This is a genomic window from Streptosporangium longisporum (genome assembly GCF_039534895.1).
In the GTDB taxonomy this organism is placed as follows: Bacteria; Actinomycetota; Actinomycetes; order Streptosporangiales; family Streptosporangiaceae; genus Streptosporangium; species Streptosporangium longisporum.
In genome coordinates this window covers 46746-70359 of record NZ_BAAAWD010000013.1, presented here as the reverse complement: position 1 = coordinate 70359, position 23614 = coordinate 46746, and the positions used below count along the sequence as shown (strand labels likewise).

23 protein-coding genes and 1 pseudogene are annotated in these 23614 nt (G+C 70.9%); 17 read left to right on the top strand and 7 right to left on the bottom strand.

What is annotated here, in order from left to right; all coding sequences use genetic code 11:
- Positions 1-145: 145 nt before the first annotated feature.
- The 3 genes from ABD832_RS22510 to ABD832_RS22500 all read right to left on the bottom strand — a co-directional run bounded on the left by ABD832_RS22510 (position 146) and on the right by ABD832_RS22500 (position 2281).
- Entirely contained in the window at positions 146-1216 is a 1071-nt protein-coding gene (locus ABD832_RS22510) for a HupE/UreJ family protein (RefSeq protein WP_344898590.1), read from the bottom strand.
- Positions 1213-1590 carry a hypothetical protein gene (locus ABD832_RS22505; protein ID WP_344898588.1) on the bottom strand — a complete coding sequence of 126 codons (378 nt, stop codon included), beginning with the start codon at positions 1588-1590 and terminating at the stop codon, positions 1213-1215. The genes ABD832_RS22510 and ABD832_RS22505 overlap by 4 nt, the downstream gene beginning before the upstream one ends.
- Positions 1591-1690: 100 nt before the next feature.
- Positions 1691-2281 carry a hypothetical protein gene (locus ABD832_RS22500; protein ID WP_344898586.1) on the bottom strand — a complete coding sequence of 197 codons (591 nt, stop codon included), beginning with the start codon at positions 2279-2281 and terminating at the stop codon, positions 1691-1693.
- A 514-nt stretch (positions 2282-2795) separates the two neighbouring features.
- On the opposite strand from ABD832_RS22500, the pseudogene ABD832_RS42260 reads away from it, so the two are divergent.
- Positions 2796-3308, top strand: a pseudogene (locus ABD832_RS42260) (beta-xylosidase family glycoside hydrolase); the annotation flags it as partial.
- Positions 3309-3645: 337 nt separating this feature from the next.
- Here ABD832_RS42260 and ABD832_RS22495 read toward each other — a convergent pair.
- From ABD832_RS22495 to ABD832_RS22485, 3 genes are all read right to left on the bottom strand, one after another.
- Entirely contained in the window at positions 3646-4566 is a 921-nt protein-coding gene (locus tag ABD832_RS22495) for an alpha/beta fold hydrolase (protein ID WP_344898584.1), read from the bottom strand.
- A gap of 19 nt (positions 4567-4585) precedes the next feature.
- The gene (locus ABD832_RS22490) at positions 4586-5155 is read right to left on the bottom strand and encodes a DJ-1/PfpI family protein (RefSeq protein WP_344898582.1); all 570 of its coding nucleotides are present in this window, start codon (positions 5153-5155) and stop codon (positions 4586-4588) included.
- Between the two features lie 92 nt (positions 5156-5247).
- Positions 5248-5991 (bottom strand): GntR family transcriptional regulator, encoded by a 744-nt coding sequence (locus tag ABD832_RS22485; RefSeq protein WP_344898580.1) that lies wholly within the window; start codon positions 5989-5991, stop codon positions 5248-5250.
- A gap of 390 nt (positions 5992-6381) precedes the next feature.
- Here ABD832_RS22485 and ABD832_RS22480 point away from each other — a divergent pair, with 390 nt between their 5' ends.
- From ABD832_RS22480 to ABD832_RS22455, 6 genes are all read left to right on the top strand, one after another.
- Positions 6382-7803: an extracellular solute-binding protein gene (locus tag ABD832_RS22480; protein WP_344898578.1), complete on the top strand. Its 1422-nt coding sequence runs from the start codon at positions 6382-6384 to the stop codon at positions 7801-7803.
- A complete protein-coding gene (locus ABD832_RS22475) occupies positions 7800-8750 on the top strand; it encodes a carbohydrate ABC transporter permease (protein WP_344898576.1) in 951 nt (316 codons plus the stop codon). Before ABD832_RS22480 ends, ABD832_RS22475 begins: the two co-directional genes overlap by 4 nt.
- Complete coding sequence (locus tag ABD832_RS22470) at positions 8750-9661, top strand: carbohydrate ABC transporter permease (protein ID WP_344898574.1); 912 nt, start codon at positions 8750-8752, stop codon at positions 9659-9661. Before ABD832_RS22475 ends, ABD832_RS22470 begins: the two co-directional genes overlap by 1 nt.
- Positions 9661-10728: an ABC transporter ATP-binding protein gene (locus ABD832_RS22465; protein WP_344898572.1), complete on the top strand. Its 1068-nt coding sequence runs from the start codon at positions 9661-9663 to the stop codon at positions 10726-10728. The genes ABD832_RS22470 and ABD832_RS22465 overlap by 1 nt, the downstream gene beginning before the upstream one ends.
- Entirely contained in the window at positions 10728-11804 is a 1077-nt protein-coding gene (locus ABD832_RS22460; RefSeq protein WP_344898570.1) for an ABC transporter ATP-binding protein, read from the top strand. Before ABD832_RS22465 ends, ABD832_RS22460 begins: the two co-directional genes overlap by 1 nt.
- A gap of 161 nt (positions 11805-11965) precedes the next feature.
- A complete protein-coding gene (locus ABD832_RS22455) occupies positions 11966-13426 on the top strand; it encodes an NAD-dependent succinate-semialdehyde dehydrogenase (RefSeq protein WP_344898568.1) in 1461 nt (486 codons plus the stop codon).
- Here the strand turns inward: ABD832_RS22455 and ABD832_RS22450 are convergent.
- A complete protein-coding gene (locus tag ABD832_RS22450) occupies positions 13402-13572 on the bottom strand; it encodes a hypothetical protein (protein WP_344898566.1) in 171 nt (56 codons plus the stop codon). The two genes, ABD832_RS22455 and ABD832_RS22450, sit on opposite strands and share 25 nt — an antisense overlap.
- Here ABD832_RS22450 and ABD832_RS22445 point away from each other — a divergent pair.
- The 10 genes from ABD832_RS22445 (at position 13571) to ABD832_RS22400 (ending at position 23558) form a co-directional block, all read left to right on the top strand.
- Complete coding sequence (locus ABD832_RS22445) at positions 13571-14809, top strand: iron-containing alcohol dehydrogenase (protein WP_344898564.1); 1239 nt, start codon at positions 13571-13573, stop codon at positions 14807-14809. The two genes, ABD832_RS22450 and ABD832_RS22445, sit on opposite strands and share 2 nt — an antisense overlap.
- Positions 14810-15053: 244 nt before the next feature.
- Entirely contained in the window at positions 15054-16166 is a 1113-nt protein-coding gene (locus ABD832_RS22440; RefSeq protein ID WP_344898562.1) for a hypothetical protein, read from the top strand.
- A 34-nt stretch (positions 16167-16200) separates the two neighbouring features.
- Positions 16201-17367: a toxic anion resistance protein gene (locus tag ABD832_RS22435; protein WP_344898560.1), complete on the top strand. Its 1167-nt coding sequence runs from the start codon at positions 16201-16203 to the stop codon at positions 17365-17367.
- The gene (locus ABD832_RS22430) at positions 17364-19043 is read left to right on the top strand and encodes a VWA domain-containing protein (protein WP_344898558.1); all 1680 of its coding nucleotides are present in this window, start codon (positions 17364-17366) and stop codon (positions 19041-19043) included. The genes ABD832_RS22435 and ABD832_RS22430 overlap by 4 nt, the downstream gene beginning before the upstream one ends.
- Complete coding sequence (locus ABD832_RS22425) at positions 19030-19665, top strand: hypothetical protein (RefSeq protein WP_344898556.1); 636 nt, start codon at positions 19030-19032, stop codon at positions 19663-19665. The genes ABD832_RS22430 and ABD832_RS22425 overlap by 14 nt, the downstream gene beginning before the upstream one ends.
- An 85-nt stretch (positions 19666-19750) precedes the next feature.
- Positions 19751-20407 carry a DUF998 domain-containing protein gene (locus ABD832_RS22420; RefSeq protein WP_344898554.1) on the top strand — a complete coding sequence of 219 codons (657 nt, stop codon included), beginning with the start codon at positions 19751-19753 and terminating at the stop codon, positions 20405-20407.
- Between the two features lie 40 nt (positions 20408-20447).
- Positions 20448-20855 carry a YciI family protein gene (locus tag ABD832_RS22415; protein WP_344898552.1) on the top strand — a complete coding sequence of 136 codons (408 nt, stop codon included), beginning with the start codon at positions 20448-20450 and terminating at the stop codon, positions 20853-20855.
- Positions 20856-20859: 4 nt separating this feature from the next.
- Positions 20860-22134, top strand: a complete 1275-nt coding sequence (locus ABD832_RS22410) for an RNA polymerase sigma factor (RefSeq protein WP_344898550.1) — start codon at positions 20860-20862, stop codon at positions 22132-22134.
- A gap of 225 nt (positions 22135-22359) precedes the next feature.
- Complete coding sequence (locus tag ABD832_RS22405; RefSeq protein ID WP_344898548.1) at positions 22360-22644, top strand: transposase; 285 nt, start codon at positions 22360-22362, stop codon at positions 22642-22644.
- A gap of 203 nt (positions 22645-22847) precedes the next feature.
- Positions 22848-23558, top strand: coding sequence for a tetratricopeptide repeat protein (locus tag ABD832_RS22400; protein WP_344898546.1), 711 nt, complete (start codon positions 22848-22850; stop codon positions 23556-23558).
- Positions 23559-23614 lie beyond the last annotated feature (56 nt).

Below are 23614 nucleotides of genomic sequence, written 5' to 3'. Positions count from 1 at the left end.
ACGGAACCGCTCCGCGATCACAGGAAGGCCATGCGGGCGCAAGAGGGATGAGCGGCACACGGCCCGGCGTGGCCGGGGTCGCGGCCGGCCCAGCCGTAAGGACAGGGCCGGCCGCGTTCGATGGTTCGTCACGGACGGGCGTCGATCACTGTGAGCGGGGGTCGGCGTACCAGGTGTTGGTGAACTGCCGCAGTGCGGCCAGGTCGAATGCCGGGCAGGTCAGCATTTCGAAGGCGTTGATCGCCCTGATCGGTTGCTTCTGGTCCGGTGCCGGTCCGCCGACGACCCGGGTGCCTTCCGGGCTCGTGACGTACTTGCGAAGCTGGTCGAGCACGGTCGGGGCCAGTGTCGGCTGGTACTGCACGATGACGTATCCGTCACCGAGGACGTGCCCGAAGTCGTCGCGTGGTGAGGCTTCTGCGGGTTCGAAGAAGTCCTTGGCCGGGTGGCCCCCTTCTCTGGGGAAGGGCTGCGTGCGCGGGCCCACCGTGCATTGGCCGATCGCCGTGATCGGGTCTTCTTCGGTCGCGGCGATCACCGACAGCGCGACGGCGGCGACCAGCCCGACGACCACGAGGCCGGCGTAGGCGACCCGTGGCGCCTTCGGCGACCTGACGAAGCGGGCGATGAGCCTGCCGATGACCAGCAGCACGGCGATGCCGAGCAGTTGCCCGATCTCGATCCCGATGTTGAAGAGGATCACCCGAGCCAGCAGGCCGTCCTCCGGCAGGCCGAGATCCTGCAAGCGGGCCGACAGCCCGAGGCCGTGGATCAGCCCGAAGCCCAGTACGGCGAACCCGAACAGCCGCCAGCGGTCGCGGTGGCCGAACCAGCCGACGATGCCGACGATGCCGACGAAGACCAGGCTCAGCGCGATGACGACGTCGACCGCTGCGGCGCTGACGTGCCAGCCGACCGCCGTCGCGATGATCAGGGTGGTGCTGTGCCCGGCGACGAACACCGAGATCATCTGGGCTGCCCGGCGCATCTCCCCGGCCAGCAGGACAACGCCGGCGATGAAGAGCAGATGGTCCCAGCCCAAAAGCATGTGCTCGATGCCGAGCGGGATGAATTCCCAGGCGTCCAGGTCCACGGCGGAGCCCTTGATCCCGTGGGCCCACGCCGTGCCGGGCGTGGCGATCACCCCGGCCACACCGAGCAGCATCGCCGCCGCCAGCCGTCGGCGGCGCGGCCACATCGATGTTCCGGCGGTCACTGGGGCAGCCCCGTCTCCTCGGCGGCGACGACATATTCGTTGCCGCCGACCGTGATGTAGGTGATCCGGAAGCCGATGTCGGTGAGTCCGGCGTGTGAGGCCAGGTGCCGGATCCCGAGGCGGGGAGCCTCCTCGGCCCGGATGAGGAAGGTGCGGTCCTTGCCGTCCGGCATGGTGAGGACGAGGTGTTTCTCGTCGACGGACTTCAACAGTCCGACGACGTCAGCGGTGGGTGCCTGGTCGGTCGGCTCGGTGGCCGGAGCGGCCGGAGCGGCCGACGTCGGGGCGGCCGATGGGGCCGGCTCGCTGCTGCAACCGGCCGCCAGGGCGGCACCGAGCAGCGCGACCGACAGGAGACGGATGGAGGTTTTCACTGTGCAGGACTCCTTGAAGCACGCATGGAGGCTTCGCCCGGACGCTGATCCGGGCAAGCAGGAAACGCCGATCGCGCGGTGGTCGCGGCGAACCGGGAGGTCAGAGGACGGGGGCGGCCGGCGGCGCGCGGCCGGCCTGGGCCAATGCCTGCCAGGTACGGCGGGCGGCGATCCGGTGCTCGGATACGAGACGGATCCGCGGATCGAGGTTGACCGTGGTGTCGCTGCGCAGCCGGCCGGCCCGCCGCACCACGCCGCGGACGAAGCAGCCCCACAGCAGCGAGAAGACGGCCCCCAGCACGGCGTGCACGGTGCAGCCCATGAGCAGCACGCCTGCGGGCGGGATGTCGTGCTGACCGGTGGCGGCGTGTTCGGCGAACTCCGCCGCCACGAAGGCCCCGGTGCTCAGCAGACCCGACCGGCGAGCGGCGGCAAGGCGCACCCGGTGGGAATCCCAGCGGGAATCAGGGTGCAGACGCGTCGAGCCGGACAGCGCGGCCACGAAGATCGCGAGCAGCGACCCACCGGCCAGGCAGGCGACCAGCAACACGGTGGTCGGTAGATGAGCATGCTGGTGCGGGATGACGTCGCGACCGAGGCCGTGCCCGGCATGGCCCGCCAGCCACCCCGTCGCACCGTGTGCCGCCAACCATCCGAGGATGCCGAACAGCAGCGCCGATGTGGTCGTCAACAGGCGGCCACCACGCTGTCGGGGTCCTCGGGTCGTGTCCGTGCCGGCCCCTCGGGATCGGTGCGATGCTCTGCGGTGCGGATCATCGTAACGGTCACGCATCCCACACGGGAACCCGCAGGGACCGGGGCGGAAGCACGCCGCGGATTCGATTCTGAAGCCCTCGCCCCGTTATCGCGGCAGGGGTGAGACCGAGTGCGATGACGCAGACCAAGACGCCCGCGCCACCTCCCCGCCACCGGACGAGTTGTCCGCATCGGTGCTGGACATGCCGGTCGCGGGCTTGGTCCAAGACGGCGTGATCGCCGCCGTGGTCGGCGGTGCCCAGATGTATCGAGCCCATCCCGTGAAGAGCGCGTTGCCGGGAGACCGGCACGGCGGGTTCGGCGAGAGGTCCGGGGAAACGGACCGGGAGCGATCCCGGTACCGTGCCCGGGGCCTGCTCAGCGACCTGAGAGGGAGCAAGGGCTGGGAAGGTTGCATCCTGGGATCATCGTGATCGTTTCTCGGGGGAGTGACTTCCTTGCTCCAGGAGGGAAGCCGGCAGGAGCTGTGCGGCTTTGGGTGCACCTGCAGCCCATGCGCTGGGCCGAGGACGGCTGGCCGGTCCTGGGCGCCGACGGCGAACCTGCCCGGCGGGAGCAAGCCCGTCGGCGGGTTCCCGGCGGCCGTGCCGGACACGAGTGACTCCTTCCAGAGCCTCCGGTTGCGGCCGCAGTGGCACTGGCCGGTCAACCCCGGCCCCGGCTGGTGGCGCGCCGGGGGCGGGACGCTGGCGCTGGCCTGCCTGCCCGGCCCCGGCGACCTGCGCGAACGCGGCACGGTGCTGGCACAGCGGTTGCCCGCCGCGCCGTTCACGGCACGCACGCGACTGACGCTGCGGGCCAAGCTCGGCTCGCGGGCCGGGCTGGTGATCTGCGGAAACGCCTACGCCTGGCTCGGAGTGGAACTCACCGCCGACGGACCCGTGCTGGTCTGCCGCACGGCCGCCCCGGGAGAACCCGAACACGACCTGGTCCCCCCCCGAGCCCCTGCGACAGCCCGAAGCCGAGCTCAGCGTCGAGGTGGACACCGCAGGACGATGCCGTTTCGGCACCGGAGGGATCTTCGACGCCGTACCGGGACAGTGGGTGGGCGCCGTCCTGGGCCTGTTCGCCGCGGGAACGGCGGGATGGGCGACTTTCCGGCGCTTCGACGTCGAGGAGCCGAGGAGCCGAGGAGAGAGGTGATCTCGCCTTCCGGTGCCGGCACCGGTTCGGCACCGGTTCGGCCGGCCGGCCGGCAGCCTGTTCTCACCGATCGGATCCGGTCCTCCGGCGCGGGCCTGGCCGGCCGATTCGGTCACCGGCTCGCGGCCCGAGGTCTCACCGTCCCGCGTCACCGCGGGCTGCTGCGGGTCCATCGCCTCGGATGCCTGGATCGCGGTGGTCGTCACAGGCGTCTCCTTGATCAGGAGGTGCGCCGTTGTCCGTACGGTCCCGGCCGAGGAAGCACGACAGGAGTCGCGTGAAGTCGTGCGGGTGCTCCAGCGCCGGCACGTGCCCGCACCGGCCGAGCACGTGCAGACGGACATCGGCCAGGTGCCCGAGCAGGGGCAGGGCCGCCGTGCCGAGCGGGGTGACCCGGTCCTCGGCGCCGTGGACGAGCAGCACGGGCGCCCGGATCCCCGCCAGCGTCTGCGCCGAGAGGGTGAGATCGTCGGCCCAGCGTGCCCTGGGGGGAGGGAACAACGCCGCGTACGCGGCCGCTCCCGCCTGCATCGCGGCCGCACGGGCGGCGACGGCCGACTCGGTCACGAGGGCCTGGTCGAGGACGAGGCGGCTCAGCATGTCCCGTGCCCCGGGCGGGCCGGCGGGGGCGGCCCAGACCGCGTCGAGGTCGGCGGACAGCGGCGCCCCGGGGGCGCCCATCGTCGAGACGGCCACGACACGGGTGACCTGCCGGGGACGCGCGGCCGCCAGCGCCAGCGCGACGGCACCGCCCATGGAGTGGCCCACCACGGCGTAGTGCTCGGCGCCGAGGGCGTCCATCAGGCCCGCGGCCTGCTCCGTCCACAGCCGGAGCCCGCCCCTGGAGCCCGCCGGGACCGGTGTGCGGCCGAACCCCGCCTGGTCGGGGGCCACCAGGTGCCAGGAGGTGCCCAGCGCCTGTGCCGTCGTCGCCCAGGCTCCGGATCCGGTCGTACCGGGTCCGGAGCCGTGCAGCATCAGCACCGCGGGCCCGGCGCCGCTCTCCAGGACGTGGACGGGGGAGCCGCCGACCGTGACGGTCCGAAGTGCCGTCACCGGGACGGGCCCGGTGCGCTCATGACGACGCGGAGCCGACGGACTTCGAGAAGACCTCCATCATCGCCCTGCCGAACTGCGGCATGTCGGGCCAGCCCCGGCAGGAGACGAGGTTGCCGTCCACGACGTCGGGGGCGTCGACGACCGTCGCGCCCGCGTTCTCCATGTCACCGGTGATGGGGGGGAAGCACGCCGTCTTGCGCCCCTTCAGCAGCCCGTACACGGCCGGCACCTGCGCGCCGTGGCACACCAGCGCGATCGGGAGGTTGCGCGCGAAGAAGTGCTCGGTGATGCGCCTGACGTCGGCGTCGACCCGGATCCACTCGGGGGCACGTCCCCCGGGGATGATGAGGGCGTCGTAGCGCTCGACGTCGACCTCGGCCCAGGGCACGTCGACCGGCAGCTTGCGGCCGTTCTTCTCCACGTAGGCGTCGGAGTTGGGGTCGAACTCGTGGATGACCAGCTGAACGTCACGCATCGTCCGTGACGAGACGTCGACGTCCCAGCCGCCCTCCTGCACGCGGTAGTAGGGATACATGGTGTCGAGCTCCTCGGCGGCGTCGCCGGTCAGGAGCAGCGCTCTGGGCACCTACTTCTCCTCGCATCTGGAGCGGGTGAGGTGGATCCGATCCGATCCGATCGGATCTGGTTGAGTCAGCATTCCCCGGCCCGGTCCTCCCGTCAAGCCTTTGCCGCCATTGCGTCCGCGCCCTCGGCCTGGTCGAACAGCCGCCGGAACCGCTCGCCGGACAGCAGGATGTGCCGGCGCATGGCGTAGGCGGCGGCGTCGGGGTCACGCCGGGCGATCGCGGCCAGGACCTCCTCGTGCTCGGCCATGGCCAGGTGGGTGACCTGGGTGTCGTGCAGAAGCCGGAACAGGTGCACGTGCGTGTGCAGGCGGGCGAGCGCCTCGCGGATGACCTGGTTGCCCGCGCTCAGGGCGACGAGATCGTGAAAGGCGGCGTCGCGCAGCCCGAAGGCGCCGTAGGCCATGGGCCCGTCGCCCCCCTCCAGCTCTGCCATCTCCTCCAGCATCCGCCGCAGGCCGGCCACCTGCGTCGACGAGGCGCGTTCGGCGGATCTGCGCGCCGATGCCGGCTCCAGGAGCAGGCGGATCTCCAGCATGTCCTCGAACCGGTCACGGGTGATCTGGGGGGGAATGCGATAGCCGGCGTGGGGCACGCGCACGACCAGGCCCTCGGCCTCCATGCGGTTCAGGGCGTCCCGGATCGGCGTCTGCGAGACCCCCAGCTCCCGGGCCAGGACGTCGATGGTGACGCGGGAGCCGGGCTCGATCCGCAGCGACATCAGCTGTCCGAGCAGCGTGTCGTACACCTCGTCGGCGAGCCGGCCGCGCGATCTTCCCGGCGGCGTCCCGCCCGTCGTGGCCCCACGGCGCCGCGCGATCATCGCTTCGTCGTCCATCGTGACGTGAGGTCCTTTCCTGCGTCTTCGGGAATGTGTCGACATCGATCGCAATGCTGCTGGATGTTGACGCTCCCACCCGAATCGTATAGGAAAGGTGGCGGATGCCACCCATCCTTCACCCATCGCGGAACCGCCCCCATCGCTCCGATTCGATCAGTCGGAGCTCTCGTGAGCATGCTCGACGTCCTCCTCGATCCGCCACCGGGCCGCACGAGGACCTGAAGGGCTTCTCGACCGCCTGAAGCCCCATTACATCGCGGCGTACTCGTGACGCCGGTCTGCGGGTCAGCCCCTGCGACCGCCGACGACACGCCTGAACGACCCGGCAACCGCTCGGCGAAGCACGCAGCAAGGCCCCAGAGGTCCCCCCAGAAAGCAGGCAAGAAGATGCGGTATCCGCGAACAGGACGACTGTCCGTCCCCGGCCGGAAGGTGCAGCTGGCGACGGCGGCCGTACTGGTGGCCACGACCATGGCGGCCTGCGGCCAGGACGACGGCGCCAAGACCGGCGCCCCCAAGGCGCCGGCGGCCGTCCCGGAGCTCACCAAGGACCCGCTGACCCTCAGCTTCATCTGGTTCGACTGGCCCCCCGCCCACGCCCTGGAGGACTTCGCGAACGCGGAGTACACCAAGCAGCGGTCGAACGTGACCATCAAGGTCAACACCGTGCCGAACGCGAACTGGCACGACGCGATGTTCACCCAGTTCGCGGCGCACAAGACCGACTTCGACATCCCGATCCTGGACTCGCAGCACATCGGCGAGGCCGTGACGAACGGCAACATCCTCGACCTCACCGACTTCGTCAAGCAGAACATCGACGTCAAGGCCTACAACCCGTACCTGCTGGCGGCCTACGGCCAGTACCCCCAGGCGGAGACCGGCAAGCGCGACGAGAACGCCAGCCTGTACGGGCTGCCGCTGCTCGGCGACACCTGGACGATGATCTACCGCAAGGACCTGATCGGCGACAAGCCGCCGCAGACCTGGGACGAGATGATCTCGACCGCCGAGAAGTGCCAGGCCGACAACCCCGGCGTCAGCGGGCTGGCCTTCCACCAGGCCAACGGCTCCGACGCCGCGGCCGTGACCTACAACACGGTCAACGGCGTCTACGGCGGCAACCTCTGGAACCCCAAGACACGCAAGATCGACGGCGTCATCAACGACACCGCGGGCCAGCAGGCGATGGACGTCCTGGTCAACAAGATGAAGCCGCTGACCGCCAAGGGCTCGGGCAACTGGTTCATCGACGAGGTGAACGCGGCGGTCGCCCAGGGCAAGGCGTGCATCGCGTTCAACTGGATCGCCGCGAGCGGCGGCCTGCTCGACCCCAAGCAGTCGACGCTCGGCACCACGCGGGACGAGATCCTCGAGAAGCTGGGGTTCGCCACCCTGCCGAGCCAGAAGACGAACCTGGTGCCCCTCGGCGGCATGGGGATGCACGTGTCGGCCTACTCGTCCGCGGAGAAGCAGGCGGAGGCCCTGAACTTCATGAAGTGGTTCGAGCAGGCCGACGTCCAGAAGAAGTGGGCCGCGGCCGGTGGCGTGCCCTCGCGCACGGACGCCCTGGAGTCGCCCGAGTTCCTCAACGCCGGGCCGTTCAACCAGGTGTACACCGACTCGGTCTCGCGGATGCGGGACATGTGGAACGTCCCCGAGTACGCACGCCTGGTCGACATCGAGAACACCAACGTGAACGCGGCCCTCAACGGCGCCAAGACGCCGAAGGAGGCACTGGACGACATCGCCAAGGAGCAGCAGGCCGTGCTCGACTCCGGCAACCGCAAGGGCGGCGGCGGACTGTGAGTGACCCCGCCCCGCCGACGACCGGCGACCCCGGGCAGGTGGCGTCCGCGACGCCGCCCGCCCCGGGCCGGTCCCGCCGCCTGAGCGACCGCCGGCTCGCCGTGGCCTTCATCTCCCCGGCGCTGCTGCTGTTGCTCGCCATGTCGGTGTTCCCGTTGCTGTGGGCGTTGTACCTGTCCTTCACCGACTACTCGGCCACCCGCGGGGGGTCCGCCACCTTCGTCTGGTTCGAGAACTACACCGCGATCCTGACGTCGCCGCAGGTCCACCTGAGGGCCCTGACGACGTTGATCTACGTGGTCGGCGCGGTCACCCTGCAGACCGTGCTCGGTTTCACCATCGCCTACCTGATCTCACGGCGCACGCACGGGCGGGGACTGCTGACCACCCTGTTCCTGGTCCCGATGATGCTGTCGCAGGTCGTGGTCGGGCTGTTCTGGCGATTCATGCTCGACGCGCAGTTCGGCGTGATCAACAGCATGCTCGGCTCGCTCGGCCTGGGGCAGGTGGAGTGGCTCACCCGGCAGCGGACGGCGTTGATCTCCCTGATCGTGGTCGACACCTGGCAGTGGACGCCGTTCATCATGCTCATCGCCCTCGCGGGCCTCACCGCGGTCCCCAAGTACCTCTACGAGGCCGCCTCGATCGACCGGGCGTCGGAGTGGTTCCGGTTCCGCACCATCACCCTTCCGCTGGTGTGGCCGCTGCTCCTCATCGCCGTGCTGTTCCGGGCCATCGAGGCCTTCCGGCTGTTCGACCTCGTCTACATCCTCACCAGCGGAGGCCCGGGGGTCTCCACCGAGACGTTGTCGTTCCACGTCTACAAGGTCGCCTTCCTGGGCTTCAACACCGGGACCGCCTCGGCGTACGGGATCCTCATGGTCGTCATCGTCATCGTCCTCACGCAGCTCTACCTGCGCTACCTGAACAAGCTCAAGGAGGACTGATGGCCCTCTCCGTCGACGAGGCCGTGTCCGCAGGTGCTGCCCGGGACCGCACGCCCCCCGCGCGCCGCCGCGGCGGCCGGGGCCGCTCGGTGCTGGAGGTCGCGCTGCTGGCCGTGCTGGCCGTCGTGATGCTCTTCCCGGTGCTGTGGATGATCGAGACGTCCATCAAGGAGAACCGGGACGTCTACGCCATCCCGGCCAAGTTCTTCGACTTCACGGTCACCATGGACCACTTCAGGGACGTGTTCTTCGCCTCCGGCGGCGGCCGTTCGTCCCTGTCGGTCTCGTTCCTCAACTCCGTCGTGGTCGCCGGGGTCTCCACGGCGCTGGCCACCGTGCTGGGCGTCCCGGCGGCCTGGGCCTACTCGCGCTTCGCCGTGAAGGCCAAGAAGGACCAGCTGTTCTTCATCCTGTCCACCCGCTTCATGCCGCCCGTGGTGGTCGTGATCCCGATCTTCCTCATGTACCGCCAGGCCGGGCTCATCGACACCAAGCTCGGCCTGATCCTCATCTACACCGCGTTCAACGTCCCGTTCACCATCTGGATGATGAAGGGGTTCGTCGACGAGGTGCCCGCGGAGTACGAGGACGCCGCCATGCTCGACGGCTACACCCGGCTGCAGGCGTTCTGGAAGTTCACCCTCCCCCTGCTCCTGCCCGGCATCGCCGCCACGGCGGTCTTCGCGCTCATCTTCTCCTGGAACGAGTTCGTGTTCGCCATCTTCCTCACCTCCAGCGACAGCGTGCGGACGGCCCCGCCGGCCATCGCCGGCCTCATCGGCGGGACCACCGTGGACTGGGGTCTGGTGGCCGCCGCCTCCGTGGTGTTCGCCCTGCCGGTGCTCGTCTTCGCCTACCTGGTGCGCAAGCACCTCGTCGCCGGCGTGACCCTTGGGGCGGTGCGACGCTGATGGCGGGCATCGAGGTGACCGCCCTGCACAAGCGCTACCCGGACGGGACGGTCGCGGTCGAACACGTGGACCTGTCCATCGGCGACGGCGAGCTGTTCGTGATGCTCGGCCCCTCGGGGTGCGGCAAGACGACCACGCTGCGGGCCATCGCCGGCCTGGAGAGGCAGACCACGGGCGACATCCGCATCGGCGACACGCTGGTCAACGACCTGCCGCCCGCCGAGCGCGACATCGCCATGGTGTTCCAGTTCTACGCTCTGTACCCGCACCTGAGGACCCGCGACAACCTGGCGTTCCCGCTGCGGGCCGAGGGGCTGCCCAAGCAGGAGGTGCACGAGCGGGTCGACGAGGCCGCCCGGCTGATGCGGCTCGGCCCGCTCCTGGACCGGCGGCCGCACCGGCTGTCCGGCGGGGAGCAGCAGCGCGTCGCGCTCGCCCGTGCCCTGGTGCGGCGACCGCGCGCGTTCCTCATGGACGAACCCCTCACCAATCTGGACGCGGAGCTGAGGGCCGACATGCGCACGGAGATCAAGCACCTGCAGGGGCAGCTGGGGACGACGATGGTCTACGTCACCCACGACCAGGTCGAGGCGATGTCGCTCGGTCACAGGATCGCCATCCTCAACAAGGGCCGCGTCGAGCAGATCGGCACGCCGCTGGAGGTCTACGACCGTCCGGCGAGTCTCTTCTGCGCCGCGTTCATCGGTTCCCCGCCGATGAACCTGATCGAGGTGGAGGTGGCCGACGGGAAGCTGCGCGGTCAGAGCGGGCTGGCCCTCACCCCGCCGCCGGACCTGCCGCGCGGCCGTTCCCTGGTCGCGGGCGTCCGGCCGGAGGCGCTGGAGGTCACGGAACCGGGGGCGGAACGTTCGGTCCCGGCCCGCGTGGTCTCGGCCGAGTGGCTGGGCGACGAGATCATCTACGTGGTCGACCACGACGGCCGGCGCGACGTACGGGTCCGGATGCCACCGACCGTCCGTTTCGCCGCCGACGCACCGGTGGGGCTGCGGCACACCGGCGGGCCCCCGCCGGTCTACGACGTGAGCACGGAAGAGCTGGTGGCCTGATGGGAACCGTGGCGGTGCACGGATTGCGCAAGTCCTTCGGCAAGGTCCAGGCCCTGGACGGGGTGACGCTGGACGTGCCGGACGGCTTGTTCTTCGTCGTGCTCGGGCCCTCCGGGGCGGGCAAGACGACGACCCTGCGCGCGATCGCCGGCCTGGAGAAGCTCGACGCCGGGTCGGTGCGTCTGGACGGAAGGGACGCGACCGGTGACACCCCGGCCGAACGCGACCTGGCCATGGTCTTCCAGAGCTACGCCCTCTACCCGCGGCGCACCGTCTACGAGAACATCGCCTCACCGCTGCGGGCACGCCGCCGTTCCTCGAGCGAGATCGCCGCCGCCGTCGAGCAGATGTCGAACCTGCTGCACATCGAACGTCTGCTGCAGCGTCGCCCCGCGCAGTTGTCGGGCGGTGAGATGCAGCGGGTCGCCCTGGCGCGGGCACTGGTCCGCCGCCCGCGCGCGTTCCTCATGGACGAGCCGCTGACGAACCTCGACCTCAAGCTCCGCGTCGAGATGCGCACCGAGCTCACCCGCATCCACCGCAGCCTCGGGGCGACCTTCGTCTACGTGACCAACGACCAGGTCGAGGCCCTGTCCATGGCCGACCGGGTCGCGGTCCTCAAGGAAGGAAAGGTCCAGCAGGTCGGGACACCGGCCGAGGTGTACGAGCGCCCGGCCAACCAGTGGGTCGCGGGCTTCGTCGGGAGCCCGCCGATCAGCCTGCTCGCCTGCCACGCCGAGGGAGATCGCCTGGTCGGGGCCGAAGGCTGGACGCTGCCGCGGCCCCGCTGGACCACGGCCGAGGACGGTCGCCCGCTGCTGCTGGGCCTGCGCGCGGAGGACCTGTCCGTCGAGCGGCGCGGGGACGCGTCGCTGCCGGGTGAGCTCTACGGCCTCGAGCCGCTCGGTGACCGGACGGTGGTCGACGTCCAGGTGGGGACGGAGATCCTCAAGGTCAAGGCACGGCCCACCGTCACCGGCACGCCGGGCGAGCGGCTGCTCGTCACGGTCGACCTGGATCGTGCGCACCTGTTCGACGCGGGCACCGGGCTGGCGCTGTCCGAGGCCGGGAGATAACCGCGCGGGGCGTCGCCCCGGGGCCGGGGCCACGTCCGACCCGCTCGGCCCGCCCGGCACCCTCGGCCCCGGCGAGACCGGGTGACCCGTTCGCCGACCCGCGTGGCGCGATCGCCCAGGTCACACCGGACATCACCAAGGACATCACAGGAGGCGACGCAATGAGTGACCCGATGAACGTCCTGGCCCCCGAGCACCGGCGGCTCCGGATCGGCGACGCCTGGCGCGACGCCGCCGACGGAGCCACCTTCGCCGTCGAGGACCCGGCCACCGGCACGACCATCGCCGAGGTGGCGGACGCCGGCGTCGCCGACGGGCTCGCCGCTCTGGACGCGGCGAGCGGGGCGATGGCGCAGTGGGCGGCGACCCCGCCGCGAAAACGGTCGGAGTTGCTGACCACGACGTACCGGGCACTGACCGAGCGGTCCGAGGAGGTCGCCCGGCTGATAACGCTCGAGATGGGCAAGCCGCTCGCCGAGGCCAGGGGAGAGGTGGCCTACGGCGCCGAGTTCTTCCGCTGGTTCGCCGAGGAGGCGGTGCGCGTCGAGGGGCGCTACAACACCGCTCCCGCCGGTGGGTATCGCATCCTCACCGTGCCGAAGCCGGTCGGGCCGTGCGTCTTCGTGACGCCCTGGAACTTCCCGCTGGCCATGGGCGCCCGCAAGATCGCTCCTGCGCTGGCGGCGGGCTGCACGACGATCACCAAGCCGGCCGCCCAGACGCCGCTCACCATGCTGCTCCTGGCCCGCATCATGGAGGAGGCCGGCGTTCCCCCGGGTGTCGTCAACGTCGTGACGACCCAGCGTGCCGGCGAGGTGGTCTCGGCGCTGCTGGCCGACCGCCGGACCCGCAAGCTCTCGTTCACCGGGTCGACCGAGGTCGGACGCGTGCTGCTACGGCAGGCGGCCGGCAACGTGCTGCGCACCTCCATGGAACTGGGCGGCAACGCGGCCCTGATCGTGTGTGCCGACGCGGACCTGGACGTCGCGCTCGACGGTGCCATGGTGGCCAAGATGCGCAACATCGGGGAGTCCTGCATCGCGGCCAACCGGATCTACGTCGAGGAGCCGGTGCGCGAGGAGTTCACGGCGCGCTTCGCCGAGCGGATGGGCGCGCTCTCGGTGGGCCACGGTCTCGACGACGGCGTGGACGTCGGGGCGCTGATCGACGAGGCCGCGGTCACCAAGATCGGCGAGCTCGTCGCCGACGCGGTCGATCGCGGCGCCCGCGTCCTGGTGGGCGGCGAGCGGCCGGACGGGCCGGGCCACTTCTACCCGCCCACGGTCCTCGCCGACGTGCCCGAGGACGCGCGGATACTGCAGGCGGAGATCTTCGGCCCGGTGGCGCCGATCATCTCGTTCACGTCCGACGACGAGGTGATGGCGAAGGCCAACGACACCGAGCACGGCCTGGTCGGATACGTCTTCACCCGTGACCTCCAGCGGGCGCTTCGGTTCACCGAGGGGCTCCAGACGGGCATGGTCGGCGTCAACCGTGGCCTGATCTCCGACCCGTCGGCTCCGTTCGGAGGCGTGAAGCAGTCCGGGATCGGCAAGGAGGGGTCGCACGAGGGCATCCTCGAGTACCTCGACGTCACCTACGCGGCGATCGACCTCCCGTGACCGGCCCGCCGCTCCGGGAGCCCGGCGCGCGCCCGCGTCACCCGGCAGCCGACCTCGCCGACGCCGTCCCGGTCCCGCAGGTGACCCGGACGTCCGCCCGGCACACCACCGCCGACGTCGCCGACGTTCCAGAAAGGCACCGACATGCTTGAGACCGTCCGCGGACCACGCCAGCTGATCGTGGGCGAAGGGGTCGCGCAGAACATCCCGCGAGTGGTGGCCGAGTGCGGCTCGCGCGTCCTCATCGTGACCGACCGGGTCCTGCTGGGGCAGCCGGGCGTGGCCGAGATCGTGGCCACCGTGCGGGAGAGGGCCGGCGTCGTCGGGGTGTTCGCCGACGCGACCCCGGACGTGCCGCTCGCCGACGTCGCCCTGGCCGTCTCGGTCGCCGCGGAGGTGGACGCCGACGTGATCCTCGCCGTCGGGGGCGGCACGGTGATCGACCTCGCCAAGATCGTCGGCGTCATCCGGCGCCACGGCGGGACGCCGCGTGACTTCTACGGCGAGTCGAAGGTGCCGGGGCCGACGATTCCTCTCGTCGCGGTCCCGACGACGTCGGGCACCGGCTCCGAGCTCACGCCCGTCTCGGTGCTGACCGACCCGGACCGCGCGCTGAAGGTGGGGGTCTCCAGCGTCCACATCGTGCCCGACTTCGCCATCGTCGACCCCGAGCTCACCTACACCTGCCCCGCGACCGTCACCGCCCACTCCGGCATCGACGCGTTCTGTCACGCGGTGGAGAGCTACACCGCGCGACCCCGGGCCCACGGGCCGCGCGACCCGGTGGAGCAGGTCTTCCTCGGCCGCAACCCGATCACCGACCACTACGCGCTCCTGGCCGCGGAGCGGATCGCCCGCAGCCTGCCCCGTGTCGTCAGGGACGGAGGCGACAAGGACGCGCGCGCGGACATGTCCTACGGGTCCATGCTGGCCGGGCTCGCGTTCTCCCACGCGGGCAACGCGGCCCCGCACGCCCTCCAGTACCCCATCGGCGCGGCCACCCACACGCCGCACGGCCTGGGCGTCGGGCTGCTGCTGCCTTATGCGCTGGACGCGGCCAGGGACGCCATCGGCGACCGGCTGGCCGTCCTGGCCAGGGTGTGCGGGCTCGACGTGACCGGCGCCTCGGACGCCGAGGCCGCGGAGGTGTTCCTCACCTGGCTCGACGGGCTCCTCGCCGACATCGGCATCCCCGCCACCCTGGCGGACATCGGCGTGGCACGCGCCGACCTCCCGCGCTTCGCGGAGATGGCCGCCGGCGTCACCCGCCTGATCCAGAACCATCCGGGCCCGACCGACACCGCCAGCCTGACCGCGATCCTCGAAGCGGCCTGGGCCGGGGACCGGACCCGGCACGTCCTGACCCCGGAGCAGAGACGCTGACGGACGACCGAGAACCGGGCACGCGTGCGCCCGGTGGGCGAGGGAGGCGCGGACACGGTCGGCAGCCTTGATCACCACGTCCCGCCGTGGCGGCGCAGACGGTCCTGCGGGCAGCCCACCGGTGAACGGAAAGTGAATTATCAATACGTTGTGACTACCTCGCTCCGCACTGTCGCTGTTAATCACATAATTCAATTACATCCGCTATTTCGTAGCGGTACGGGGCGAGGTTTCGAGGAAACACATGAGGCGTTGGATCGGTGTCGGGCTGGCGCTCCTCCTCGGTGCCGCCGTGGTGGCGGCGGTCGTGGCGGGCAACCGTGACGGCGCGGAGACGCGGGAGCTCACCCTGGTCCGCGGGGTGATCGGCTCGGAGAAGAAGCCGTTCTTCGACGACCCGAGGGTGCGGAAGGTCTTCGCCGGGCGCGGCCTGCGGGTGGAGGTCGACACCGCCGGATCGCGGCAGATCGCGACCACGGTGGATCTGGGGAAGTACGGCTTCGCGTTCCCCTCCAGCGCTCCGGCGGCCGAGAAGATCAGGCGTGACCGGGGCGCCGCCCGCACGTTCGCGCCGTTCTCCTCGCCCATGGCGATCGCCACGTTCACCCCCATCGTGGACGTGCTCACCGGGGCGGGTGTCGTACGGGACTCCGGTCAGGGTTATCACGTACTCGATATCCAGAAATATCTGGATATGGTGGCGAAAGGTATCCGATGGGATAAATTGCCGGGAAATACCGCGTACCCGGCGCGTAAACGCGTGCTGCTCACCACCACCGACATCCGCACCTCCAACTCGGCGGCGATGTACCTCTCGATCGCCGGTTACGTGGCCAACGGCGACGACGTGGTCACCTCCGCCGAGCAGGGTGCCAAGGTGGCCGGAACCGTCGCGCCCCTCTTCCTCGACCAGGGCTACTCCGAGACCTCCACCGAGGCGCCGTTCGAGGACTACCTGTCCCTCGGGATGGGCAAGACGCCCATGGTCGTGATCTACGAGGCGCAGTACGCCTCGCGCCTGTTCGCCGGGGACGGCTCGATCCGTCCCGGCATGCGGCTGCTCTATCCCTCGCCCACGGTCTTGAGCAAGCACACGCTCGTACCACTGAGCGCACAGGGCGGCGAGGTCGGCCGTCTCCTGCAGGAGGACCCCGAACTCGGGCGCCTGGCGGCCCTGTACGGCTTCCGCACCGCCGACGCCAGGGCGTTCGACGACCTCGTGGCGAAGGCCGGGGCCCCGTTGCCGCCCGGCCTGGTCGACGTGGTGGAGCCTCCCGACCACGACCGGCTGGAGGGCATGATCTCCGCTGTCGAGACGCTCTACCGGTCCGGAGCGGTCCCCTCACCCACCCCCTGACCTCACCTTTCCAGCGCTTCGAGGAGAGACCACCGTGAGCGATCTCATGCTCAGCCCACCGGAACCCGTGGCCAAGGTGCCCGCGGAGAAGGCCGCCACCATGCTGCCGCTCCCCGAAGGGCGGGCCGAGGAACTGGCGCGCAAGGCCGAAGGCTTCGCCGAGGAGCTGAGCGGCCTGGACCCGAGGTCGCCGGAGTTCACCCGGAAGGTGAACGACATCACCTCCATGGGCGACACCGAGATCCGGGCCTCCTCCCAGGTGGCGAACCGCATGCTGAGGCGCCCGGTGGCCGCGCTGGCCTCCGCGAGGGGCGAGGGCAAGGACGCGCAGGCGGCCGTGGCGGGGCAACTGGTCGCGCTGCGCCGCACGATCGTCGACCTCGACCCCAGGCAGACGTCCGGCCCGGCCAGGAGACTGCTGGGGATCATCCCGTTCGGCGACAGGCTGCGCGACTATTTCGCGAAGTACCGATCAGCACAGAAACACCTCGACGACATCATCCGCGCCCTCACGTCCGGGCAGGACGAGCTGCGCAAGGACAACGCGGCCATCGAGGGGGAGAAGACCAACCTGTGGGAGTCGATGAAGCGCCTGCAGGAATACGCCCTGCTCGCCGCAGCCCTCGACGCGGCGGTGGAGGAGAAGATCACCTACGTCGAGGCGGGCGAGCCGGAGAAGGCCACCGCCCTGCGCTCGGACGCGTTGTTCGGCATCCGGCAGAAACACCAGGACCTGCTGACCCAGCTCGCGGTGTCCGCCCAGGGATATCTCGCGCTGGACCTGATCCGCAGGAACAACCTCGAACTGATCAAAGGCGTGGACCGGGCCACCACGACGACGATCGCGGCATTGCGCACGGCCGTGACCGTGGCCCAGGCCCTCGCCGACCAGAAACTCGTGCTCGACCAGATAACGGCGCTGAACAGCACCACCTCCGACCTGATCGTGGCGACCAGCGAGATGCTGCGCACACAGGCCGCCGACATCCAGACCCAGGCGGCGTCGACCACGGTCGGCATGGACGCGCTGCGCAAGGCGTTCGACAACATCTACTCCACCATGGACATGATCGACACGTTCAAGGCCAAGGCCGTCGAGAACATGGCGATCACCGTGGACAGCCTCACCGTCGAGCTGGACCACGCGCGCACGTACCTGGAGCGCTCACAGCGGGGCGACGAGCAGGGGAGCACCCGATGAGCGGGCCGGTGCCCGGCGCGAAAGCGGGTGCGCCCCGGGCCGGGCGGGCGCCCGCCGCGGGCTCGGGCGCCCGTCCTGTCCGGCGGGCGCTCGCCGTGCTGGCCCTGCTGGTGGCGTCGGCCGCGTGCGGCGGCGCCGACACGCCCACCACCCCCGGCGGCGTCACCGGCGGCGTTCCTGACGGCCCCGACGTGCTCCGCGTCCTGGCGGGAAGCGAGGTCGGCGACCTGGAACCGCTGCTCAGACGGGCCCAGGACGCCGTCGGCGTGCGGGTCGCGCTGTCGTACGCCGGAACGCTGGACGGGGCCGACCAGGTGGCGAGCGGCGGCGCCGACGGACGCCACGACGCGACGTGGTTCTCCTCCAACCGCTACCTGTCACTGATCGACGGGGCGGCCGCGCGGCTCTCGACCCAGACCAAGGTCATGGTCTCGCCCGTGGTGCTCGGGCTGAAGGCCTCCAAGGCCCGCGAACTCGGCTGGGACGCCAGGACCGTCACCTGGAACGACATCGCCTCGGCCGCGAGCGCCCGCAGGTTCACCTTCGGCATGACCAGTCCCGCGGCGTCCAACTCCGGATTCTCGGCGCTGGTCGGCGTGACGGCGGCACTCTCCGACGCCGGCGAGGCACTGGAGGAGGCCCAGATCACCTCGGCGACCCCCAGGCTGAAGGAGTTCTTCTCGGCGCAGACGCTCACCTCCGGCTCCTCCGGCTGGCTCGCGGACGCGTACGCCAAGGAGGGCGCGGTGGACGGGCTCGTGAACTACGAGTCCGTGCTGCTCGGCCTCAACGCCTCGGGGAAACTCGCCGAGAAGCTCACACTGGTCTACCCGGGCGACGGGGTGGTGACGGCCGACTATCCGCTGACGCTTCTGAGCTCCGCGCCCCCGCGCAAGAAGGAACTGTACGGAAAGCTCGCCGCCTGGCTGCGCACGCCGGAGATCCAGCGGGAGATCATGACCACCACCCATCGCAGGCCCATCGTCCCCGAGGTCGGGCCGGACCCGCGTTTCGGGACCGTGCCGCTGGTGGAACTGCCCTTCCCCAACCGGCGCGGCGCGGCCGACGAGCTGATCGGCGTCTACCTCAACCAGGTGCGCAGGCCGTCACGGACCCTGTTCGTGCTGGACACCTCCGGTTCGATGACCGGGGGGCGGATCGCCGCGCTCAGACAGGCGCTGACCGCCCTGTCCGGCGCCGACACCTCCGTCAGCGGATCGTTCTCGCGCTTCCGTGACCGCGAGACGGTCACGATGATCCCGTTCAACACCGCCCCCGGCACCCCGCAGACCTTCACGCTGCCCGAACGCGATCCAGGGCCGGTGCTCCAGCGGATCCGCTCCTACAGCGAGGGACTGCAGGCCAAGGGCGGCACCGCGATCTTCGACAGCCTGCGGGCCGCCTACGGGCAGGCGTCGTCCGCGTCCGCGTCTGCGAAGGACTTCACCTCCATCGTGCTGATGACGGACGGCGAGAACACCGACGGCAGTTCCTACGACGACTTCGCCGCCTACTACGCGTCGCTGCCCGTGAAGTTCAGGACGTTCGTCGTGCTCTTCGGCGACAGCGACGCCGAGGAGATGAGGCGGATCGCCGAACTCACCGGCGGGGCGGCCTTCGACGCCCGCCAAGGGTCTCTGGTCACGGCCTTCAAGGAGATCCGTGGCTACCAGTAGCCCGAAAGGGCGGATCCTCGCCTACGCCGGGTCGACCAGGAACATCGCCGGGTGCGTCCTGGCCCTCGCCGGGGTGGTCCTGGTCTTCCTCGGCGTCGCCGGGACGTACTGGCCCGTCGTGGTCGCCGGGCTGTACGGCGTCGGGGCGCTGCTGGCCCCTGCGGACCGGGTGAGGCTCACGATCTCGCACGCGGAGGTGGAGTCCGGACGGCTGAGCGCCGACCTGGACACCCTGCTGGGCAAGGTCGGCGGGAACCGGTTCCCCGCCGACGTGGTGACGAGGGTCGGCGCGCTCGCCGACGTGGTGCGCGACATCCTGCGGCGGGCGGACACGCTCACCGCCTCACCCGACCACCTGCACGTCGTGTCGCAGACGATCAGGGACTACCTGCCCTCCAGCCTGGAGGCGTACGCGAACCTGCCCCGCTCCTACGCGCTCACGCGGCGCGGCGAGCGGGAGCACAGCGCGCACGAGGAACTGCTCGCCCAGCTCGACCTGCTGGACACCCAGATGCGCAAGGTGGCCGAGTCGGTCCACCGGGGCGACGAGCAGGCCCTGCGCGACCATGGCAGGTTCCTCCAGGACCGGTTCGGCGATTCCGGCCTGGATCTCCGGTTTTGACGACGTGGCTGTCCGATTCCCGGATCCGGCCTCGACTACTCCATGACCGGACGCACCCGGCGTCCATCGTCCGAGGAGTCGAGGCATGACCACTTTCACCACTCCGTCCACCGCGGACGGCACCCGAACCGACCGGCTGCTGACCGCCGGCCTCCTCGCCGGGCCCGTGTTCGGCCTGACCTGGCTGGTTCAGGGCCTGGTCAGGGACGGCTACGACTTCACCCGCCATCCTGTGAGCCTGCTCGCCCTGGGCGAGGGCGGCTGGGTCCAGATCGCCGGCTTCTGCGTCACCGGCGCCCTGATGATCGGCTGCGCCGCGGGTCTTCACCGCACCATGGACGACGGCCCGGGTGCCCGCTGGATCCCCCGGCTGACCGCCGTGATCGGCGCGGGCCTGATCGCGGCCGGTGTGTTCACGACCGACCCCGGAGCCGGCTTCCCGGCCGGGGCGCCGCAGGGGGCGCCGGTGCTGAGCTGGCACGGCGTCCTGCACGAGGCCGGCCACCTGGTGGTGGTCACGGCCTGGATCGCCCTATGCTTCGTGCTGCGCACGCGGTTCGCCCGCCGGGCCGACCGGGGCTGGGCCCGGGCCTGCGTGGCGGCGGTGCCGATCGTCATCGCCCTGGTGGCTTTCCCCCATCTCGACTCGTTCCCGATCCGCATCGTCGTGGCGTCGGTGCTCCAGCTCGGCTTCGTCGGGCTGGCGGCCCGGCGGCTCGGCCGCCCCACCCCGACCCGCTGACCACCGCGACGACACGAGAGGACCACGGACGGTGAAGTACATGATCTTGACCTACGGTTCGCAGCAGGACTACGACGGCATGGCCGGCCAGGACACGGACCTCCCCGCGTGGACCCCGGAGGACTTCGCCGCCATGGGCGCCTTCATGGGCGAACTCAACCGGCGGCTCACCGAGTCCGGCGAACTGGTGGAGACCCGGGCCCTGGCCGCGCCGGTGCACACCCGCCGGGTGCAGAACGGCTCCGCCGGTACGCCGATCGTCACCGACGGCCCGTACGCCGAGACCCAGGAGGTGCTGGCCGGCTACTGGATCGTTCAGTGCGACAGCTTCGACCGGGCCACCGAGATCGCGGCCGAGTTCGCCAACTGCCCGGTACCGGAGCACGTCCGGGCCGCGGCGTTCGCCGACGTCCGCCCGATCGACGAGTACGTCGCCGACGACGTCTGAGGCGATGACCGGCACCGAAGTGACCGAGGACCTGTGGCGCCGGCTGGCGCCGCAGGTCCTCGGCACGCTCGTCCGGAGGTACGGGCAGTTCGCGGTGGCCGAGGACGCCACCCAGGAGGCGCTGGTGCAGGCCGCCGCGGAGTGGAGCCGCTCCGGCGTACCGGACAACCCGCGCGCCTGGCTGACCACGGTCGCCTCGCGCCGGATGACCGACCTGCTACGGGCCGAATTGGCCCGGCGGCGGCGGGAGGAGACCGCGGCCGCGTGGACCTACCCCCTGGAGACGTCCGCGGCCGACGGGGCCGTCCCGGCGGACAAGGACGACAGCCTGGTCCTGCTCTTCCTGTGCTGCCACCCCGCGCTGGACCCGGCGGCCCAGATCGCCCTCACCCTCCGAGCGGTCGGCGGGCTGACCACCGCCGAGATCGCCCGGGCCTTCCTGGTGTCCGAGGCGACGATGACCCGCCGGATCACCCGGGCGAAGAAGGCCGTCCGGGACAGCGGCGCGCGCTTCTCGATGCCCGGTGGCGACGCCTACGCCCAGCGCCTGGGGGTCGTCCTGCAGGTGCTCTACCTGATCTTCAACGAGGGCTACGCGACCACCGCCGGGGAGAACCTGCAGCGCGGCGACCTGACCGCGGAGGCCATCCGGCTGACCCGGACGGTGCACCGGAGCCTGCCGGACGACGACGAGGTCACGGGCCTGCTGGCGCTGATGCTGCTGACCGACGCGCGCCGGCCGGCCCGTACCGACGAGCACGGCGACCTGGTGCCGATGCACGAACAGGACCGCGGCCGGTGGAACGCCGCGTACATCCGCGAGGGCGTCGCCCTGCTCACCGCCGCCGTGGCCCACCACAACCCCGGGCCGTACCAGATCCAGGCCGCCATCGCGGCCCTGCACGACGAGGCCCCGACGGCCGAGGCCACCGACTGGCCCCAGATCCGGGCGCTGTACGAGGCGCTGCTGCGGGTGTCGGACAATCCGGTGGTCGCGCTGAACCATGTCGTCGCCATGGCCATGGCCATGGCCGACGGCGCCGACGTGGCCAGGGCACGGCTGACCGAGGTCGCCGCCGACCGGCGGATCGCCGACCACCCGCGGTTTCACGCCGTGTCGGCCCACCTGCTGGAGATGGCCGGGGACGTCGAGGCCGCCCGGACCGCGTACGCCGAGGCCGCCCGGCGGAGCACCGGCATCCCGCAGCAGCGCTACCTCCACGGCCGGGCCGCCCGGCTGGCGCGGAACGCACAGACCTCTCCGCCGTCGGCCGGGTAACGGCTTCGGAGGTCGTCGCCTGGCCGGAGCAGGGACAGGCTCACGAAGCGGCCACCCGCCCGGCCTGGAAGGGCGGCTCGTCACCGAAGGGGAGCGGTGTCGCGGTCGCCCGGGAATCGTTGGCGAGGACCGGTGATACCCGCGGGGGCGGGGCCTGCGTGGTGCTCGGCCTGGGGATTGGGCAGGCGCCGGCGATGTCACAGCGACCCGACCGGATACGCACATGTGATCGTCGGCAAGGGCTGCAGCTCCCGCACCGTCCGCACCTGCCTTCGCCGACGCGGAATCGGCGCGACCATTCCCGGGCGCGCCGGCCAACCGGCCGCACGAGCCCGCCGCGGACACCGCCGTCACACTTTCGCCCCGATCCGCTACAAGCGGCGCAACGTCGTCGGACGCTGCTTCAACCGGCTCAAACACTTCAAAGGCATCGCCACCCGCTACGACAAACTCGCCGCCCACCATCGATCGGCCGTGACCATCGCCTGTCTGCTGCTCCGGCTCAGATGATCCACGAAACAGGACCTGGCGCAGTCGTTGCACGTCCCGGGCGCCCATGTCGAACAACACGTTCGGCTGAACGTACGTGAAGGTGCGACCGGCGATGAGCGCGGCGGCGATGAACTCGCCGTTGGTGACGTACTTGCCGGTTGACCGGCGAGGAGAGTGAATGAAGGATGAGGCAAAGCCCTTGGCTGAAAGGGTGACAGGGAATGCGGTGGTGGCCCGAACGCTGGCGGCGACGTCCGGCCGAGTCCGGTTCTTCCGCCGACCCCCTGCTGGCGGCGGCACGGGAACGGGGCATCCCCACCGTGCGGGTGAGCGCCTCCCAGGCCGAGGACCTCGCGATCGCGATGGCGAAGATCAACTATGAGAAGGGTGACGTCGCCGCGGCGGAGGAGACGCTGCGCCGGATCGCGACCACGGGCAGCCCGTCGCCCGCCGGGACGGCGGCCTTCAACCTGGGCGTGATGCTGGAACTGCGCGGTGACGTGCGCGGCGCCCGGAACGCGTACCGGATGGCCGTGGACTCTCCCAATCCCGACGCGGCGGCGATGGCCGCGCTGAACCTGGGGCTCATCCTGTTCTACGCGGGTGACATCGAGCAGGCGCGCAACCTCATGACCCTGGCCATGGAGTCGGGGCACGAGCAGGCCGCGCCGAAGGGGGCTTTCAATCTGGGGGGCCTGCTGGTCAGCCAGGGGCGTACCGAAGAGGCGATGGTCGCGTTGCAGCGCGCGGTGGACTCAGGTCATCCCGACGAGTCCCCGGGAGCACTGACCCAGCTCGGCGCCCTCTGGTTCAGCGCGGGTCGCGTCGCCGACGCCGAGGCGGCGTTCGAGCGGGTCATCGCGACACGGCACCCGGAGTTCGCACCCACGGCACAGGCGTGCCTGATCGACCTGCGTCGCCGGCGGGGCTGATCGCAACCGTACGGATCATCCCGGCAGGCCGGACTGCCGGGTCAGCCCGCGGGGGC

Excerpts from the sequence above, each read along its gene's own strand:
- ABD832_RS22485 (WP_344898580.1), bottom strand. The coding sequence starts at position 5,991 with ATGGACGACGAAGCGATGATCGCGCGGCGCCGTGGGGCCACGACGGGC.
- ABD832_RS22480 (WP_344898578.1), top strand. The coding sequence starts at position 6,382 with ATGCGGTATCCGCGAACAGGACGACTGTCCGTCCCCGGCCGGAAGGTG.
- ABD832_RS22470 (WP_344898574.1), top strand. The coding sequence starts at position 8,750 with ATGGCCCTCTCCGTCGACGAGGCCGTGTCCGCAGGTGCTGCCCGGGAC.
- ABD832_RS22465 (WP_344898572.1), top strand. The coding sequence starts at position 9,661 with ATGGCGGGCATCGAGGTGACCGCCCTGCACAAGCGCTACCCGGACGGG.
- ABD832_RS22460 (WP_344898570.1), top strand. The coding sequence starts at position 10,728 with ATGGGAACCGTGGCGGTGCACGGATTGCGCAAGTCCTTCGGCAAGGTC.
- ABD832_RS22455 (WP_344898568.1), top strand. The coding sequence starts at position 11,966 with ATGAGTGACCCGATGAACGTCCTGGCCCCCGAGCACCGGCGGCTCCGG.
- ABD832_RS22445 (WP_344898564.1), top strand. The coding sequence starts at position 13,571 with ATGCTTGAGACCGTCCGCGGACCACGCCAGCTGATCGTGGGCGAAGGG.
- ABD832_RS22450 (WP_344898566.1), bottom strand. The coding sequence starts at position 13,572 with ATGTCGGTGCCTTTCTGGAACGTCGGCGACGTCGGCGGTGGTGTGCCG.
- ABD832_RS22440 (WP_344898562.1), top strand. The coding sequence starts at position 15,054 with ATGAGGCGTTGGATCGGTGTCGGGCTGGCGCTCCTCCTCGGTGCCGCC.
- ABD832_RS22430 (WP_344898558.1), top strand. The coding sequence starts at position 17,364 with ATGAGCGGGCCGGTGCCCGGCGCGAAAGCGGGTGCGCCCCGGGCCGGG.
- ABD832_RS22420 (WP_344898554.1), top strand. The coding sequence starts at position 19,751 with ATGACCACTTTCACCACTCCGTCCACCGCGGACGGCACCCGAACCGAC.
- ABD832_RS22415 (WP_344898552.1), top strand. The coding sequence starts at position 20,448 with ATGATCTTGACCTACGGTTCGCAGCAGGACTACGACGGCATGGCCGGC.
- ABD832_RS22410 (WP_344898550.1), top strand. The coding sequence starts at position 20,860 with ATGACCGGCACCGAAGTGACCGAGGACCTGTGGCGCCGGCTGGCGCCG.
- ABD832_RS22400 (WP_344898546.1), top strand. The coding sequence starts at position 22,848 with ATGCGGTGGTGGCCCGAACGCTGGCGGCGACGTCCGGCCGAGTCCGGT.